We start from the raw sequence: 17,068 nt of genomic DNA, 5'->3' as shown, positions 1-17,068 counted from the left end.
TGGCTTTGAATTTACAAGTGTTGATATCTTGAAGTGGCTCATCCAGTTGAGGACAGCGTACAACTCACCCACCCATACAGACTTATCCCCGCATTCTGTGGACAGTCCTGTGGATAAGCATGCGGCTAGTGAGCTAAGCGTTTGATCTCAAAGAAATTATTTATCCTGCTTAAAATGAAGATATCCACCGACGCGCCAACAAATAAATGAAAAATAAATGAAAAAATCCCATGTACATGGGATCGTCAAGCAAAAAAGATTCAGTGATACTCGACCTGCATCTTTTCCTTCGATACTCTTTGGGGCGACTTCCTTACCGGAGCCGCCCTATTTTTTTATCCGCAGCCTGGCGAATCTCCCGCTTACATTCCTGCTTAGCCTTACCCAGCCAGTGTTTCGCTGTGCAAACGAAATAGTCGACAGCTGTACACCTCACGCAACACCAGCCCCGATACAAATTGACGTGGCATGCGCATCTTGCAATAATGAGAATCATTCTCAACAAAGCCCAGCCAGCGTCTCTCGGATTGCAAGCCAGCTTAACGATGTCCGCCAGACATCGCACCACTGGAGCAAACCGTGCATCCCGCCAGTCATTCCGATTCAGTCGCCCATATATACAGCCATCATCATGGCTGGCTGGTCGGCTTGCTACGCCGGAAGCTGGGGAATGCAGACAATGCCAACGACCTGGCGCAAGACACCTTCACACGCTTACTAACCATACGTAGTGAAGAACTGATACGCGAACCGCGCGCCTATCTCACCACCGTGGCATCCCGCCTCACTGCTCAATATTTCCGTCGGCTTGCACTGGAACGCGCCTACCTGGATGCACTGGCCGGGATGCCGGAAGACACCGTCCCCTCACCTGAAGCAAGGATGCTGGTAGTCGAAGCGCTGACTGCAATCAGCCGTGTACTCGATGGCTTGTCGCCACGCGTGCGCGAGATCTTCCTGCTGGCACAACTGGATGGGCTGACCTATGCAGAGATCGCCGCACAGTACGACATGTCCGTCAATGCGGTACAGAAATCCATGATCCGCGCCTTTCAACACTGTTATGCGGCCGTCTATGCCGCTTAAGCAAAATACTTCCGACCATCGTCATCCGATGCACATCCGCACACTATTCTCGCCACACGTCGAACGCGATGACGACACCGACAGCGCGATCGACTCGACTATCGTCAAACAGGCGATCGTCTGGCTCGTCACGTTGCAATCCGGTAGCGCCAGTCCGTCTGAGCGTCAGGCATGTGCCGCCTGGCGTGCGTCCGACAGCAGGCATGAACAAGCATGGCAACGCCTGCATGCACTCGGACAGGATTTGCGCAGCAGCGGTGACTACCTGGCACCACCTGTGTTGCGTTCGGTATTGCGCAACAGCGAACACGGCAATCGCCGCATCGTCCTGAAATCGCTGTTCGGCCTGGTTCTGCTGGGAGCAAGCGCTGCGGTAGTACGCAAGCAGCCAGTCTGGCAAACGGCAATGGCCGAGCACCAGACTGCAACCGGTGAGCAACGCAACATCGTCCTCGCCGATGGCACGCACATCATGCTCAACACGGCGACAGCGATCGACGTCTATTTCAATGATGAATTACGCCAGCTCGTGTTGCGTCGTGGCGAGATCATGGTCGAAACTGCAAAAGATCAAACGGGTCGTCCATTCGAACTGGTCACCAGCAATGGCCACATCCGCCCTATCGGTACTCGTTTCACAGTGCGCTATAACGAAAGCCCGTCGTCCACCGCAGTGGCAGTACTGGAAGGTGCAGTCAATGTCACACCCGCTGACGGCATCAGCCAACGCGTTAACGCGGGGGAACAAACCCACTTCACCGACCTCGCAGCATTTACTCCATTTGCACTTGATAACAGCAGCGCCGCGTGGACAGATGGCGTGCTGGTAGTCGAGCGCATGCGCCTGGCCGATTTCGCCGCAGAGCTGGATCGCTATCGCCCCGGCGTACTACGCTGCGATCCGGCGGTAGCCGATCTGCTGGTCAGCGGTTCCTATCCGCTGCGCGATCCGGACGCCGTGCTCACATTGCTGGAAGAAACCCTGCCTTTGCAAGTGCGCAGCATGACCCGTTACTGGACCACGATAGTGGCCAGCCCACAAACTTAAGACCATTTCTGACCGTCATCCACTCCGGATAAAAATATTTTCAATTGTGTAGGCAGGTTTACCGATTTCGCGCATCAACCAGGATAGAGGTGCTGCAAATACAAGCGGCACCGCATCTTCAGCTTGATACGAAAAGGAAACACCATGCCCCTGTACCACCAGTCCGATGCCGGTCTGCATCGCCCCGCGCCGCTAACCCTGACGCCGATTGCCCATGCTGCGCGTATCGCACTATGCGGCGTACTGCTGCTGGGCGGCGCAACGCTGATACCAGCGATGGCGCAAAGTACAGCAGACGCAACAGCACAATCGGACCAAGTGCGGTCATACAATATTCCGGCAGGTTCGCTGGATCAGGTATTGGGCAGCTTCGGTCGTGCAGCAGGCGTGATGATCGCCATCGATCCTGCGCTGACCAGTGGTTTGCGCAGTGATGGTTTGCAAGGCAAACAAAGCGTCGCGAGTGGCTTGAGCATCTTGCTCACACCGCACAAGCTGGAGGCCATACCGGGTGCCAACGGTGGCTATAAGGTACGTCGCCAGACTGTCAGCGACACCACCCTGCCGACTGTGTCCGTCATCGCACCAACGCTGGATGCGAATTCAGAAGGCAGCCGCTCCTATGCTGCGCGCGCCACCACCGTAGGTAAATCAACCAGAACCCTGCGCGAAACACCGCAGCCTGTCACGGTGCTGACTCGTCAGCTGATTGAAGATCGCGGCTTGTTGGATCTCACCGATGTATTGCAAAACACACCCGGCGTTACCGTCGACTACACCGATAGTGAACGCGTCACCTACTTCTCGCGCGGCTTCCAGATCGACGCCCTGCAAATCGATGGCCTCACCATGAACCAGAGCGGCTCCATCTTCGTGCAGCCAGATACGGCTGTACTGGATAGAGTTGAAGTCTTGCGCGGTGCATCGGGCATGATCCGTGGTTCAGGCAATCCATCCGCCACCGTCAACATGGTGCGCAAACGCCCTACTCATGAATTCCAGGTTTCCGCCGCATTGACACTGGGCTCCTGGGATCGTCGCCGCCTCGAAGCAGACATCTCCGGGCCATTGAATGAAGCAGGCACATTGCGCGGCCGTATAGTCGCAGTCGATGATTCCAAAGACTTCTTCCAGAAAGCACGGCATGAAGACCGCAAGGTGTTCTACGGTGTACTCGAAGCCGACCTCGGTCCGCGCACCACTCTCACCGCCAGCCTGCAACACACCGACCTGGACGCCACCGGCGCATGGGGTAATCTGCCAGGCAACTTCGACGGCACACCATTGAATCTGCCGCGCGACATGTATCTGGGCGCAGCATGGAATACCTGGAACCGTTATAACCAGCAGGCGATGACCGAGCTGGTACATCGCTTCGATAACGACTGGACCTTCAAGGCAAGTGCAGCATACACCCGACTACGCATGAAGGATAACGGCTTCAAGCAAAGCTACTTCACGCGTGCAAGTACTACCAACCCTTATCTCTTTGATGTCACGACATCCATGTACACCGGCGATGCCAGCGACCAGCTCGTATTGGCTACCAGCGCCAACGGACCGTTCACACTGTTCGGCCGTAAACATGAATTAGTCGTCGGCGCTGAATCACTGCGCAACAAAGCGGTCGCGACCAATGGCGTAGGTAATCAGAACAAACTTGCAGGCGTCGACATCCGTAACTGGGACCCATACACCAGCTATCCTGAGACCTTCCCGACCATCACAGGCACGGGCGCACCGTCCACGACCAGTCAGCAAGGTATTTATGGAACAGCCCGTCTCTCACTTACCGATCCGCTCACGCTCATCATCGGTGCACGCGTAAGCTGGTGGGATTACAAGGCACCGCGTACGCCAGCCAGCAACTATGAAGTCAACAAGGAAATCACACCTTACGCTGCCCTGACCTACGAATTGTCGAAACAGCTCAGCGCCTATGCCAGCTACACTGAGATATTCACGCCGCAAGACGCCAAGGATGCCAATGGCAACATCCTGCCACCAGTCACCGGCCAGGATTATGAAGCTGGTGTCAAAGGCGAATTCTTTAATGGCCGCCTCAACGCATCGCTGGGTATCTTCCGCATCAACAACAATGGCAAGGCAGTAGAAGACACCAGCTCATACAGCCCGTGCCTGCCCTACTACACCACTGGTTACTGCCGTGTCGCTGGCGGCAAACAGCGTAGCGATGGCTGGGAAATGGAACTGTCGGGTGAGTTGGCTCCAGGCTGGCAAATGATGGCGGGCTATACGAACACACGTACCAAGTATCTGAAGGATACGGTTGCCAACACCGGACAACCGCTGCGCAGCATAGATCCGCGGCACCAGTTGCGCGTCTTCACCAGCTACCGCATCGGCGGTGAAACCCAAGGCTGGACCATCGGCGGCGGCGCGCAGATGCAAAGTGACTCCTTTGTCCGTTCGGGTGCCATCACCTCGCGCCAGGGTGGTTATGCTGTCTACAACGCCATGGTTGGCTATCGCTTCGACAAGACTTATTCGATACAAATGAACGTGAACAACGTATTTGATAAAGTCTACTACAAGAAATATGGACCTACCGGTATCAGCTATTACTACGGCGACCCGCGTAATGTGATGGTGACTTTGCGGGCTAACTTCTGATTGTTAGTTAGCAGATTCAATATTCAAAAAGCCCGCTTATGCGGGCTTTTTTTTAACTACAACTAGCAAATGGAAATATTCATCTACATGCTACGATACCTTTAAAGAATTCATAAAATCTAAGGGAGGGGGCTTCCATGCTGAACCAGAAAGACCAAGAAACCATTAATGAGATTAAGCGAGTATTTTTTCCAAATGCATATGAGGCAACAAAAAAAATAAAGGAAAACGGCGGACGCTTTGCCTATTACACTAACGCAGAAACGGCCGTCAATATTTTAAAAAAAAATGAAATTTGGATGCGCAATGTAACTATGATGAATGACTACATGGAAGTCGAACATGGATTAGATTGCTTGCTTGATGCCTACCGCGATGAACCATTGCAAGGGAGATTCAAAAAGGTAGTCGACCAGCAATTTCCAGGCCTGACAAAAGAAGTAGAAGATTTGTTTAACGGCTGGCTTCCTCAATTTAAGGAAAATACCTACATAACCTGTATCTCCGAACATAACCCGAGTGAAGATACACATGGAAGGCTATCAATGTGGCGTGCCTATGGTGGTCGATCAGGCGTTGCCTTAATTCTCAATGGCCATGTCATTACGGATGGCGCTTCAGATGTTTTGTCCGCTTATACAAGCCCTGTCGGATACATGACAGCGCATGAAATTAAACAGCAATTTGAAACAGTAATAAACAATATAGAAAATTCGCCCGCATTTCTCATTTCTCTAGGGCGTGAGCGAGTACGAAACGCAATCTTTACGATGTTGCATTTTGCTGTTCTTTCAACCAAACACACTGGATTTTTGGAGGAAAAAGAATGGCGAGTTATTGCTGTGCCCAAAATGTATGGAAATGGATTACTTAACTCTTCAATTGAAGTTATCAATGGTATTCCACAACGAGTTCAAAAAATTCAACTTCAAGATCAACCTGAAGATGGCTTGGTTGGACTTGCACTTCCTGGACTCCTGAATCGAATAATTATAGGACCCACTGAATTTCCTAAGACAATAAAAGAGGCCTTCATTTCCCTACTGTCCGACATAGGTATCGAAAATCCATCTGAAAAAGTAATTGTTTCAGGAATACCACTGCGAAATATCGCATAGAACGATCTGGATAGTGGCACGCGCCCCTACATACCTTAGCCCTGCATACCTAACATTCACGCTAAGCTATTAGCTCGCCCCTCCCGGCACTTATAGAAAAGCCCGCATAAGCGGGCTTTTAAATTGAAAGTGGGATTCGCCTACGTTCCGCAGGCCGCGGTTGCGCTTGCAAGCGCAACCCTTCGAATCCCACGCGCAAGCCTTGGGCTTGCTCCTCTCCGCGGAAAATAAAAAAGCCCGCTTGCGCGGGCTTTTTTACTGAATATTGGCGGAGAGGGTGGGATTCGAACCCACGGTACGGGAAAACCGTACGCCTGATTTCGAGTCAGGTACATTCGACCACTCTGCCACCTCTCCTGGATACTGCCTTCGCGATGGTCGAATACCGCGAAGCAAAAAATTATATCAGAGTCTTGCGCGACGGGAAACCTTCTCTTCACTTTGTTGAAGATGTACGCAAAAAATTTCTGAATTCGCGCCACAACTTCATCCGCTCCCCTCTCAATAAATTATCAAAAATATAATGTTTCCTATCATCATCTTGTCATAATTGGCCAGTAACATTCGGCAGAGATCAATCCGCTCAGCATATGCAGCGACTAAGCCAAGAGTCATTTAGATGTTCTTTTCCCCTGTACAGACCAGCAAGACACGAAGGTATCCGCTAGCCGATAAAGCATGGGCGCTGTCAGCCATTTCTATGCCCCAGCCCTTACGGTTCAAGACCAAGGAGGCTCATTTGTCATCCGTCGCCCAAAATAATGCGCAGTATGAAGACACGGATCAAGCTGCGGATCATCTCGTACAGCGCTTGAAGGAAGTCATCGAACATCGCCAGCTGACTCCGCTGTTCCAACCCATCATCCGCATGCAAAGCGGTGAGATCATCGGCTACGAAGGCTTGATACGCGGCCCATCCGATAGTCCGCTGCACTCCCCTTTGAACTTGTTCAAAGTCGCACGTGCCTGCAATCTCAGCGTCGAAGTCGAGCACCTGTGCCGTCGCATTACGCTGGAAAAATTTGCGGAGCTGCGCCTGCCGGGAAAGTTGTTTCTCAACGTCAGCCCTGAATGTCTGATTCAGCCTGACGTCAAACATGGTGAAACCCTCGGTTATATCCATGAAGTCGGCATCAATCCGGAACGCGTGATTATCGAGCTGACCGAGAGTCAGCCGACTTACGATTACGATTTGCTGCGCGAAGCCGTGACACATTACCGTGCGATGGGCTTCCGCATCGCGATCGACGATCTGGGTGAAGGCTTTTCCAGCTTGCGTCTGTGGTCGGAGCTGCGGCCGGAGTATGTGAAGATCGATATGCACTTCGTGCAAGGCATTAACCTTGATCCGATCAAGCTGCAATTTGTACGCTCTATCCAGGAGATCGCCGAGAAGTCCGGCACCATCGTGATTGCCGAAGGTATAGAAACCGATGCCGAGTTGCTGATGATCCGCGATCTCGGCGTGGTGTATGGCCAGGGCTATAAGATCGCGCGGCCACACGCGAATCCGGCAACCACCCTCTCCATCGATTTACGCAATCTGCTGCGCCACAATGGCGTCGCCGTGTATCCGCATGAAAACGGTCGTGGTCACAAGATGCTGACGGCGATGAAGCTACTACGCAGCGTGAAAGCCGTCGCACCGGAAGTACACAACAATCGTATCTATGAAATGTTCAACAATGATCCAACGCTGGAAGTGATTCCTGTCGTGTCAAACGGCATCCCTGTCGGACTGATTACACGTGCAAACCTGATTGACCGCTTCGCCCGCCCTTACCTGCGCGAGCTGCATGGCAAGAAGTCGTGCACCCTGTTCATGGATGCCAATCCACTGATCACAGACAAGAACACCGCCTTGCATGCTTTGAGTCAGATCATTGTCGATGCTGATCGCCACCATTTGTTTAACGGCTTCATCATCACTGACAACGGTCAGTACATGGGCATGGGTAATGCACATGATTTGATGCGCGAGATTACGCAGATGCAGATCAATGCTGCGCGCTATGCAAATCCGTTGACGCTGTTGCCAGGCAACGTCCCTATCGATGAACACATAGACCGCTTACTGGAAAACGGCACGCGCTTCTGCGCCTGCTACATCGATCTGGATCACTTCAAACCGTATAACGATGTCTACGGTTATCGCAAAGGCGATGACATGTTGCGTCTGACCGGCAAGATACTGAGCGGCCATTGTGATCCGCAAAAGGATTTCGTTGGTCACATCGGTGGCGATGATTTCATCATCCTGTTCCAGAGTGAAGACTGGGAACAACGCTGCCGCGCCATCATCGACGCCTTCGTCGCAGCCGTCCCTGATTTCTATTGCACCGAAGATCGCAAGCGTGGTGGCTACATCAGCGAAGACCGCCGCGGCAAACAAGTCTTCCATACCCTGGCCACCATCTCACTCGGGCTGGTGAAAGTCGAACCCGGTCACTATGGTTCGCATCACCAGATCGCAGCGGCGACTGCTGATGCGAAAAAACAGGCGAAAAAAATCCCTGGTAACAGCCTGTTTATAGACCGTCGCCAGGGACCTTATGCGATGGAGAAGCAGAACGACGACGACGCAGCGCAGGAGCTCGTCGCCTGACCTAGCTTCAGGCTTGTGGCGTCAGACGCTGCAAGCCGCCCATATATGGATGCAACACTTCCGGGATCGTGACGCTACCATCTGCCTGCTGATAGTTTTCCAGCAAGGCGACCAGGGTACGACCAACTGCCAGGCCTGATCCATTCAACGTATGTACGGATTCCGTTTTGCCTTGCGCATTACGGAAACGCGCTTGCATACGACGTGCCTGGAAGGCTTCGCAATTCGATACCGAAGAAATCTCGCGATAGGTATTTTGCGCTGGCAACCACACTTCCAGATCGTAAGTCTTGGTTGCGCCAAAGCCCATGTCGCCGGTACACAGTGTGATCACACGGTAAGGCAAGCCCAGTTTCTTCAGAATGTTTTCGGCATGGCCGCACATCTCATCCAGCGCTTCGTAGGATTTCTCAGGATGGACGACCTGCACCATTTCCACTTTGTCGAATTGGTGCTGACGTATCATGCCGCGCGTGTCGCGGCCATAGCTGCCGGCTTCGGAACGGAAGCAAGGCGAATGTGCGGTCATACGGATAGGCAAAGCGTCACCGGCGACGATTTCATCGCGCACGATGTTGGTCAGCGGTACTTCAGCGGTAGGGATCAGGTAGAGCGCTTCGCCCTCACCTTCCTGGCCGCCTTTTTTCACGGCAAACAGATCAGCTTCAAACTTAGGCAACTGACCGGTACCCTGCAGCGAGTCAGCATTGACGATGTAAGGGGTGTAACACTCGGTGTAACCGTGCTCACCGGTATGCGTATCCAGCATGAATTGCGCCAGTGCGCGATGCAGGCGCGCGATGCCGCCTTTCATGACCGAGAAACGCGAACCAGTAATCTTGGCTGCGACATCAAAGTCCAGGCCGAGCGCAGCGCCGACATCGACGTGGTCGCGGATTTCAAAATCAAAGCTGCGCGGGGTGCCGACTTTGCGCAATTCCACATTGCCTGCTTCATCCGTACCGACCGGTACCGACTCATGCGGCAAGTTAGGAATGGACAACATGAATTCGCTGATTTTCGTTTGCAAGACATCCAGGCGCGCTGCCGAGGCTTTCAACTCGTCACCGATACCGGCCACTTCTGCCATCACAGCGGAGGTGTCTTCGCCCTTGCCTTTCAAGGCACCGATTTGCTTGGACAGCGTATTACGCTTGTTTTGCAGGTCTTCGGTACTGGACTGGATCTGCTTGCGCTCCGCTTCCAGTGCATTAAAGGCGGCGACGTCGAGCTTGAACTTGCGGCCTGCCAGGCGGGCGGCAACGCTATCGATGTCTTTACGAAGAAGTTGAATGTCTATCATGGAAAAACGCTAAAAGATGAGATAAGTAGAGATTGTACCAAGCCGCAAGCCAATTCCAACGTGGCCGGAAAAATTCATCGCTAGCCGGCTCCCAGCAGCCGGCCTGCGTTACCATTGCCGTACTTTACGAACTCAGCAAGCAGAATCATGGAAGATCCAAACACACCGCGCCCGGTTTCCCTCACTGTCCTGATCGTCGGACTGGTCATAGCCCTCGCCCTGGCGATCTGGGGCGGCTTGCAGTTCCTGAATTCCGGTCACAGCCTCGGCTATGGCGTGCTTGCAGGTGTCAGCATCGGTGCCGCGTATGCCTTCCTGAAGCAAATCCGGATACGTCGTAACGAAGGCTGACAGCTGCGATCCAGCTTTAACCGGGGGGGGGTATTACTCCCCGGCCTCTTCATCCCACTTTTTCAGCAGGGCTAGTTTTTCAGCTATCTTGATCTCCAGCCCGCGAGGTACGGGCTGATACCAGCCTGGCTCTTCCAGGTCATCAGGCAGATAAGTTTCGCCAGCAGCATAAGCATTCGGCTCGTCATGCGCATATCTGTACTCGTGCCCGTAACCCAGTTCCTTCATGAGCTTGGTCGGGGCATTGCGCAGATGCACCGGAACCTCACGGCTTTTATCCTGCTTCACGAACGCACGAGCCTGGTTGTATGCGTTGTAACCCGCATTGCTTTTGGCCGCGACAGCGAGATAGATGACCGCCTGCCCCAGGGCCAACTCCCCTTCCGGACTACCTAGTCGCTCATAGGTCAGTGCCGCATCGTTGGCGATCTGCATGGCTCGTGGATCGGCTAAACCTATATCCTCCCACGCCATGCGCACTATACGGCGTGACAGGTAACGAGGATCAGCACCGCCATCCAGCATGCGCGTCAACCAGTACAACGCAGCGTCCGGATGGGAGCCACGCACGGATTTATGCAAAGCCGAAATCTGGTCATAGAAGTTGTCGCCGCCTTTATCAAAGCGCCTGGAATTCAGGGTCAAGGCATTTTGCAAAAACTCGGCTGTGACTATTTTGGTGCCGGTCGTATTGGCAGCAGTATTCGTTTGCTCCAGCAGGTTCAGGAAGCGGCGCGCATCACCATCGGCATAACCAATAATGGTGTCGGTCGCCTGCTCGTCAAACTGCAGATCACCCAGTGCTTTTTCCTGCGCGCGTTGCAGCAACTGTTTCAACTCTTCGTCGGTCAGCGACTTCAGCACATAGACTTGCGCCCGGGACAGCAGCGCCGAATTCACTTCAAACGAAGGATTTTCAGTGGTGGCACCGATGAAGGTGACCAGGCCACTTTCTGCATACGGCAGCAGCGCATCTTGTTGCGATTTATTGAATCGGTGGATTTCATCCACGAACAGGATGGTGTGCTTGCCCATCGCCAGATTCTGCTCAGCCTGCTCCATCGCCGCGCGTATGTCTTTTACGCCGGAGAACACTGCGGACAGTGCGATGAATTCGCACTCGAAGGCACTCGCGGTGAGTCGTGCCAGCGTGGTCTTGCCGACACCCGGTGGCCCCCAGAAGATCATGGAATGTGGCTTGCCCGACTGGAAAGCCAGTCTTAAAGGCTTGCCCTCACCCAGCAGATGCGACTGCCCTACTACCTCATCCAGGGTCTTGGGGCGCAGTGCTTCCGCCAGCGGCGCAGCAGGCTCGCGTGCAAACAAATCAGACATGTTGTACATCTCCACAAATCAACGCATGTGGTTCGGCAAGAGGGATGGAACGCATAAAGCCTGATTCTGAAAAGCGGTCGTAAGAATGAAATCGACGCCAGTCGAATATTTCAACTGGCGTCGCGATTATTTTACAGGGCTGCCGTCATTGGCAGCATTGAGCAATTACTGAAAAACGTCAGCGCCTTTAGGCACGACGAATTTGAACTGATTCGCTGGCATAGGCGGATTCTTTTCAAACTTGGTAAAGGTCAGCAACGATACCTGGCCAAAGGAATCACGCAGCTCCATTGCTTCCGGCACGCCGTTACGCAAACCGATGCCGATGTGATCGAAGGTAGTGTCCTTGGCCTTAGGTGTGGCCTCCAGCCACTCCAGGCCATTCTTGGTACCTGCTTCCTTCAGCGTGAAATTCTTTTCCAGGTCGTTGCTGCCAAACAGGATGGCGGCAGGTGAAGAACCGAGCGCATCGCCCAGTTTCTTGATCGTGACCTGGTTCAAGTCTTTATCGTAGATGTAGAGCTTGTCGCCGTCAGCCTGCAGCAATTGCTCGTACGGCTTTTGATAGATCCAGATGAATTTGCCCGGACGTGCAAAGGTGAAGGTACCGGTCGATTTATTCGAGACCTTGCTGGTGCCGCTTTCTATTTTCACCAGTTGCTGTGTGAATTCACCGCGTGCCGATTGCGTCGATGCGACAAAGGATTTGAATTGTTCCAGCGCCGCTGCGTGCGCAAAGCGCGGCACAGCCAGAGCAGCGCCGACCAGCAAGGCACTGACGAGCAAAGTACGCGGGGCAAATAATTTTGTAACAAGAGATTGCGATTGCTTCATACCATCCTTTATTCAGCAGTATTTCCAGCCGGCACCAGGATTTCCCGGTTACCGTTGGATTGCATGGTGGAGACCAGACCGCTTTGCTCCATCTGCTCCAGCAGACGCGCAGCACGGTTATAGCCTATGCGCAAATGGCGCTGCACCAGCGAGATGGATGCACGACGGTTCTTCAATACGATAGCCACCGCCTGGTCATACAAGGCATCCGCTTCGCCACCGGCTCCACCTTCGGCACCGAGTGACAAGTCGCCGTCTTCAGCAACGCCCCCTTCTAAGATGCCTTCGATATAGTTTGGTTCACCCTGAGCTTTCAGGTGATCAACCACACGGTGTACTTCATCGTCGGAAACAAAAGCGCCATGTACACGTACCGGCAAGCCGGTGCCTGGCGGCATGTACAACATATCACCCATACCCAGCAGTGCTTCCGCACCCATTTGGTCGAGGATGGTGCGCGAGTCGATTTTGCTGCTGACCTGGAACGCGATACGGGTCGGGATATTCGCCTTGATCAGACCGGTGATGACGTCCACCGACGGACGCTGCGTTGCCAGGATCAGATGGATACCAGCGGCACGCGCTTTTTGCGCAATACGTGCGATCAGTTCTTCGACCTTTTTACCGACTACCATCATCAGATCCGCCAACTCGTCGATGATGATGACGATGGTAGGCAGTTTTTCCAGTGGCTCCGGTGCGTCCGGTGTCAGGCTGAAAGGATTCGGAATCTTTTGTTCATTCTTTTCCGCTTCGGCGATTTTGGTGTTGTAACCAGCGAGGTTACGCACACCGAGCTTGCTCATCAGCTTATAGCGGCGTTCCATCTCGTTGACGCCCCAGTTCAGCGCATGGCCGGCCTGGCGCATGTCGGTGACAACAGGTGCCAACAGATGCGGGATGCCTTCGTATATCGACAGTTCCAGCATCTTCGGATCGATCAGGATCAGGCGTACCTGGTTAGGATCGGATTTGTACAGCAGCGAGAGGATGGTCGCGTTAATACCGACTGACTTACCGGAACCAGTCGTACCCGCTACCAGCAAGTGCGGCATCTTGGCCAGATCGGCGACCACTGGATTACCGGCGATATCCTTGCCCAGCGCGACGGTCAGGCTGGACGAACTATCGTTGTAGACCTTGGAGCTGACGATCTCGGTCAGGCGCACGATCTGACGCTTAGGATTCGGCAGCTCAAGTGCCATGTAATTTTTACCCGGGATAGTTTCCACCACGCGGATAGAAGTCAGTGACAAGGAGCGCGCCAGGTCACGTGCGAGACCGACGATCTGGCTGCCTTTGACGCCGGTGGCCGGTTCGATTTCATAGCGCGTGACGACTGGCCCCGGATAAGCAGCAACGACTTTCACCGAGATGCCGAAGTCTGAGAGTTTTTTCTCGATCAGGCGGCTGGTGAATTCCAGGGTTTCTATGCTGACAGTTTCCTGCGATTGCGGCGCTTCATCCAGCAAAGACAGCGGCGGCAGATTGGTATCCGGCAAATCGTTGAACAGCGAGACCTGACGTTCTTTTTCCACGCGTTCGGATTTCGGCACGGCGATGATTTGGGGCTCAATGCGGATAGGTGGCGCGTCGACGATCTTCGCACGTTCATTGACGACGACTTCTTCACGCTTGACGGCTGCAACCACACCGACCTTGCGGTCTTCACGTGCACCGTACAGGTTACGGATAGCCTGGAAAGACAACTCTATGGTTTCGCCTATGCGCTCTGCGACGCCGAGCCATGAAACATGGAAGAACAGGCTGAAACCGAGGCCGAACACCAGCAAGAGCAACAAGGTCGCACCCATGAAACCAAAGGTATTTTGCGCCGCGCTACCGATCAATTCACCCAGCACACCGCCCGGCGAGCGCGGCAATGCAGCCTTGAGCGAGTGCATGCGCAGGTATTCCAGCGCCACGCTGCCTGTCATCAGCAGGAAAAAACCGATGCCACGGATCAGGCCTTCCTGATGGTGTTCAGGTTCGGGTTCTTTTTTCAGCAAGAAGCGCTGCGACAGGCGGCGATAACCGACCCACACATGGCGCAGCAGGAAGATGCAAATCCACCACGCGGACAAACCGAAGATGAAGAGCAGCAAATCGGCCATCCACGCACCGACGCGGCCGCCGACGTTATTCAATTTTGCGACAACATTCGCGTGCGACCACCCCGGGTCAACCGGCGAATACGTCAGGAAAATCAGGATCAGGTACAGGGTCAGGGCGGCAAGTATCAACCAGCGTGCTTCGGACAGAAGCCGCACTAGTCTGCCCGGTAATGGAGGGGCTTTTGTGGCGTCGGTCTTGCGAGTGTAGGCTTGGCTTGTTTTAGTCATAAATCCAGACGCGGTAGCGTCAATAATCAACATGCACGACTGCCGCGGGTAACGCGGCAAACGGCGTAAATACTGCAAAAAGCACAGAATAAAAGCTCAGGTAAGCGCCGTTTCTGGCTGCCGCCCCTGCTGGAACGGCTGGTTCGTCTATAATCTTAACCAGTTTTTCCCGGTTACACCGAATAATTCAGGAACAGCTTGAAATTTCATGCCAGAGCGACATATATAAGCTCCTGGCAGCAGGTTTTACTGTTCAAAACAGCATTCCGACTCACTTTTTACGATTAATTATCCACATGTCCAGCGCAAAACACGCCCACGTTTTAATTCTCGGCTCCGGCCCCGCCGGTTACAGTGCTGCAGTCTATGCCGCACGTGCCAACCTCAAACCGGTATTAATCACCGGCGTCGAGCAAGGCGGTCAATTGATGACCACTACCGATGTTGAAAACTGGCCGGGCGATCCGCTGGGCGTGCAAGGTCCTGAATTGATGCAGCGTTTGCTGCAGCATGCAGAGCGCTTCAACACGGAAATCATTTTCGATCACATCCACACTACCAAGCTGGATGAAAAACCGATCCGCCTGATAGGCGACGCCGGCGAATATACCTGCGACTCCCTCATCATTGCAACAGGTGCTTCAGCGCAATATCTGGGCCTGCCATCGGAACAGGCCTTCATGGGCAAAGGCGTATCTGCCTGCGCAACCTGCGACGGCTTCTTCTATCGTAACCAGGAAGTCGCTGTTATCGGCGGCGGTAATACCGCAGTCGAGGAAGCGCTCTACCTGTCGAATATCGCGAACAAGGTCACCGTGGTTCATCGCCGCGACAAATTCCGCGCCGAAGCCATCCTGATCGACCGCCTGATGGCCAAAGTCGCAGAAGGCAAAATCGACGTCAAATGGAATTCGACACTGGAACAAGTGTGCGGTGACGACAGCGGCGTGACTGGCATGACCATCAAATCGACCATAGATGGCAGCACCACGGATATCAAACTACACGGCGTCTTCGTCGCGATCGGTCACAAACCGAACACCAGCATTTTTGAAGGCCAGCTGGAAATGAACAACGGTTACATTAAAACCAAGACCGGTCTGGAAGGCATGGCGACCTCGACCAGCGTCCCTGGCGTCTTCGCTGCTGGCGACGTACAGGATCACGTCTATCGCCAGGCGATCACCAGCGCCGGTACCGGTTGCATGGCCGCACTGGATGCACAGCGCTACCTGGAAAGCCAGGAGTAAGCAGTAGTTCAGCGCATGCCGGTCTGAGTGCCGGCATGCGACGCCTTATTCAGTATTTAGTTTGCTTCCGCCTCTAGCCATTTGGACGTACCACCATGCCTGCTTCTATCAAGGATTTTGCCGCACTCAAATCTTTGCACAAGGATTTGAAGAAGCAGGAAGAAGCGCGCAAGATTGCCGAGGCAGAACGCTTGCAAGCGGAAAAAACCGCCGCGCTGGAAGCCGACCTGTTTCGCCGCAGCATAGGCGATGTCGCTCCCCTCAACCCCTCCAATAAACTCCACACCAGCAGCCCACGCCCGCTGCCTATCGCCCGCCAGCGCCTGGCCGACGAAGAAGCAGCCCTGCGCGAATCCATGTCGGATGACTTCACCGTCGAAACCCTGCTCGATACCGATGAAGCACTCAGCTATGCCCGCAACGGCATAGGACCGGACGTGATACGCAAGCTACGTCGCGGCCACTGGGTCATCCAGAGTCAGCTCGACCTGCATGGCTTGCGTACCGATGAGGCGCGTGAGGCATTGGGTGAGTATCTGCGTGGCGCGGTGAAACGCGGCTTGCGCTGTGTACGCGTGATCCACGGCAAAGGACTGGGCTCGATCAATAAAGAGCCGGTTTTGAAAAACAAGGTAAGGAATTGGCTGACGCAGAAAGACGAAGTCATCGCCTTTTGCCAGGCCAAGGCGGCCGACGGTGGCGCCGGCGCCTTGATCGTACTGCTCAGGGCAAGCTAAAACCAGCCGCGGCCGTATTCAGGATACGGCCACGCGATGCTGGTCAGCAACCTTGCATGCAGTTGAAGTAAGTCTTAAACCGCTTCCGCGCCGGTTTCACCGGTACGAATACGGATTACCTGTTCTACCGCCTGTACGAAAATCTTGCCGTCGCCGATCTTGCCGGTACGTGCGGCCTTGATGATCGCGTCCACGGCTTGCTCTACACCGGAGTCGTCCACCACCGCTTCCACTTTGACCTTAGGCAGGAAGTCGACTACGTATTCCGCGCCGCGATACAGCTCGGTATGACCTTTTTGACGGCCAAAACCCTTTACTTCAGTCACGGTCAAGCCGGTAACGCCCACTTCGGCCAGTGCTTCACGCACTTCGTCCAGTTTGAATGGCTTGATAATTGCGGTTACTTGTTTCATCAGTACTCCCTC

Annotated in this window: 13 protein-coding genes and 1 tRNA gene; 8 read left to right on the top strand and 6 right to left on the bottom strand. The window is 53.9% G+C overall.

Annotated elements, in window-relative coordinates; all coding sequences use genetic code 11:
- The first annotated feature begins 579 nt into the window (after window positions 1–579).
- The 4 genes from H7U06_RS07005 (at window position 580) to H7U06_RS06990 (ending at window position 5,886) form a co-directional block, all read left to right on the top strand.
- Window positions 580–1,086, top strand: a complete 507-nt coding sequence (locus H7U06_RS07005) for a sigma-70 family RNA polymerase sigma factor (RefSeq protein WP_175625457.1) — start codon at window positions 580–582, stop codon at window positions 1,084–1,086.
- On the top strand, window positions 1,076–2,134 hold the full coding sequence (locus H7U06_RS07000; RefSeq protein ID WP_254873163.1) for a FecR domain-containing protein: 1,059 nt from the start codon (window positions 1,076–1,078) through the stop codon (window positions 2,132–2,134). The genes H7U06_RS07005 and H7U06_RS07000 overlap by 11 nt, the downstream gene beginning before the upstream one ends.
- Before the next feature lie 144 nt (window positions 2,135–2,278).
- Entirely contained in the window at window positions 2,279–4,768 is a 2,490-nt protein-coding gene (locus tag H7U06_RS06995; protein WP_175625456.1) for a TonB-dependent receptor, read from the top strand.
- Between the two features lie 137 nt (window positions 4,769–4,905).
- A complete protein-coding gene (locus H7U06_RS06990; RefSeq protein WP_175625455.1) occupies window positions 4,906–5,886 on the top strand; it encodes a DUF2971 domain-containing protein in 981 nt (326 codons plus the stop codon).
- A gap of 266 nt (window positions 5,887–6,152) precedes the next feature.
- On the opposite strand, the gene H7U06_RS06985 is transcribed toward H7U06_RS06990, so the two are convergent.
- Window positions 6,153–6,243, bottom strand: a tRNA-Ser gene (locus H7U06_RS06985).
- Between the two features lie 262 nt (window positions 6,244–6,505).
- On the opposite strand from H7U06_RS06985, the gene H7U06_RS06980 reads away from it, so the two are divergent.
- On the top strand, window positions 6,506–8,491 hold the full coding sequence (locus H7U06_RS06980) for a GGDEF domain-containing protein (RefSeq protein WP_175625454.1): 1,986 nt from the start codon (window positions 6,506–6,508) through the stop codon (window positions 8,489–8,491).
- A gap of 7 nt (window positions 8,492–8,498) precedes the next feature.
- Here H7U06_RS06980 and serS read toward each other — a convergent pair whose 3' ends face one another.
- Window positions 8,499–9,794: a serine--tRNA ligase gene (gene serS / locus H7U06_RS06975; RefSeq protein WP_175625453.1), complete on the bottom strand. Its 1,296-nt coding sequence runs from the start codon at window positions 9,792–9,794 to the stop codon at window positions 8,499–8,501.
- Window positions 9,795–9,941: 147 nt separating this feature from the next.
- Here serS and H7U06_RS06970 point away from each other — a divergent pair, with 147 nt between their 5' ends.
- Window positions 9,942–10,145, top strand: a complete 204-nt coding sequence (locus H7U06_RS06970) for a hypothetical protein (RefSeq protein ID WP_175625452.1) — start codon at window positions 9,942–9,944, stop codon at window positions 10,143–10,145.
- Window positions 10,146–10,178: 33 nt separating this feature from the next.
- Here H7U06_RS06970 and H7U06_RS06965 read toward each other — a convergent pair whose 3' ends face one another.
- The 3 genes from H7U06_RS06965 to H7U06_RS06955 all read right to left on the bottom strand — a co-directional run bounded on the left by H7U06_RS06965 (window position 10,179) and on the right by H7U06_RS06955 (window position 14,656).
- On the bottom strand, window positions 10,179–11,480 hold the full coding sequence (locus tag H7U06_RS06965) for a replication-associated recombination protein A (RefSeq protein ID WP_303049234.1): 1,302 nt from the start codon (window positions 11,478–11,480) through the stop codon (window positions 10,179–10,181).
- 165 nt (window positions 11,481–11,645) lie between these two features.
- Window positions 11,646–12,314: an outer membrane lipoprotein chaperone LolA gene (gene lolA / locus H7U06_RS06960; protein ID WP_175625450.1), complete on the bottom strand. Its 669-nt coding sequence runs from the start codon at window positions 12,312–12,314 to the stop codon at window positions 11,646–11,648.
- Between the two features lie 8 nt (window positions 12,315–12,322).
- Window positions 12,323–14,656: a DNA translocase FtsK gene (locus H7U06_RS06955; RefSeq protein WP_175625449.1), complete on the bottom strand. Its 2,334-nt coding sequence runs from the start codon at window positions 14,654–14,656 to the stop codon at window positions 12,323–12,325.
- Between the two features lie 296 nt (window positions 14,657–14,952).
- Here H7U06_RS06955 and trxB point away from each other — a divergent pair, with 296 nt between their 5' ends.
- Both trxB and H7U06_RS06945 read left to right on the top strand, forming a co-directional pair.
- Window positions 14,953–15,906 (top strand): thioredoxin-disulfide reductase, encoded by a 954-nt coding sequence (gene trxB, locus H7U06_RS06950; protein ID WP_175625448.1) that lies wholly within the window; start codon window positions 14,953–14,955, stop codon window positions 15,904–15,906.
- Window positions 15,907–16,001: 95 nt separating this feature from the next.
- Window positions 16,002–16,643, top strand: coding sequence for a Smr/MutS family protein (locus H7U06_RS06945; protein ID WP_175625447.1), 642 nt, complete (start codon window positions 16,002–16,004; stop codon window positions 16,641–16,643).
- A 74-nt stretch (window positions 16,644–16,717) separates the two neighbouring features.
- Here the strand turns inward: H7U06_RS06945 and H7U06_RS06940 are convergent, their stop codons facing one another.
- Window positions 16,718–17,056 carry a P-II family nitrogen regulator gene (locus H7U06_RS06940; RefSeq protein ID WP_124573628.1) on the bottom strand — a complete coding sequence of 113 codons (339 nt, stop codon included), beginning with the start codon at window positions 17,054–17,056 and terminating at the stop codon, window positions 16,718–16,720.
- Window positions 17,057–17,068: the final 12 nt, after the last annotated feature.

The organism is Herminiimonas sp. Marseille-P9896, assembly GCF_903993245.1.
In the GTDB taxonomy this organism is placed as follows: Bacteria; Pseudomonadota; Gammaproteobacteria; order Burkholderiales; family Burkholderiaceae_D; genus Oxalicibacterium; species Oxalicibacterium contaminans.
Note: the sequence above shows the minus strand (reverse complement) of the source record. Positions and strands in the feature narration are given on the sequence as shown.

Excerpts from the sequence above, each read along its gene's own strand:
- H7U06_RS07000 (WP_254873163.1), top strand. The coding sequence starts at position 1,076 with ATGCCGCTTAAGCAAAATACTTCCGACCATCGTCATCCGATGCACATC.
- H7U06_RS06995 (WP_175625456.1), top strand. The coding sequence starts at position 2,279 with ATGCCCCTGTACCACCAGTCCGATGCCGGTCTGCATCGCCCCGCGCCG.
- H7U06_RS06990 (WP_175625455.1), top strand. The coding sequence starts at position 4,906 with ATGCTGAACCAGAAAGACCAAGAAACCATTAATGAGATTAAGCGAGTA.
- H7U06_RS06980 (WP_175625454.1), top strand. The coding sequence starts at position 6,506 with ATGTTCTTTTCCCCTGTACAGACCAGCAAGACACGAAGGTATCCGCTA.
- serS (WP_175625453.1), bottom strand. The coding sequence starts at position 9,794 with ATGATAGACATTCAACTTCTTCGTAAAGACATCGATAGCGTTGCCGCC.
- H7U06_RS06970 (WP_175625452.1), top strand. The coding sequence starts at position 9,942 with ATGGAAGATCCAAACACACCGCGCCCGGTTTCCCTCACTGTCCTGATC.
- H7U06_RS06965 (WP_303049234.1), bottom strand. The coding sequence starts at position 11,480 with ATGTCTGATTTGTTTGCACGCGAGCCTGCTGCGCCGCTGGCGGAAGCA.
- lolA (WP_175625450.1), bottom strand. The coding sequence starts at position 12,314 with ATGAAGCAATCGCAATCTCTTGTTACAAAATTATTTGCCCCGCGTACT.
- H7U06_RS06955 (WP_175625449.1), bottom strand. The coding sequence starts at position 14,656 with ATGACTAAAACAAGCCAAGCCTACACTCGCAAGACCGACGCCACAAAA.
- trxB (WP_175625448.1), top strand. The coding sequence starts at position 14,953 with ATGTCCAGCGCAAAACACGCCCACGTTTTAATTCTCGGCTCCGGCCCC.
- H7U06_RS06945 (WP_175625447.1), top strand. The coding sequence starts at position 16,002 with ATGCCTGCTTCTATCAAGGATTTTGCCGCACTCAAATCTTTGCACAAG.
- H7U06_RS06940 (WP_124573628.1), bottom strand. The coding sequence starts at position 17,056 with ATGAAACAAGTAACCGCAATTATCAAGCCATTCAAACTGGACGAAGTG.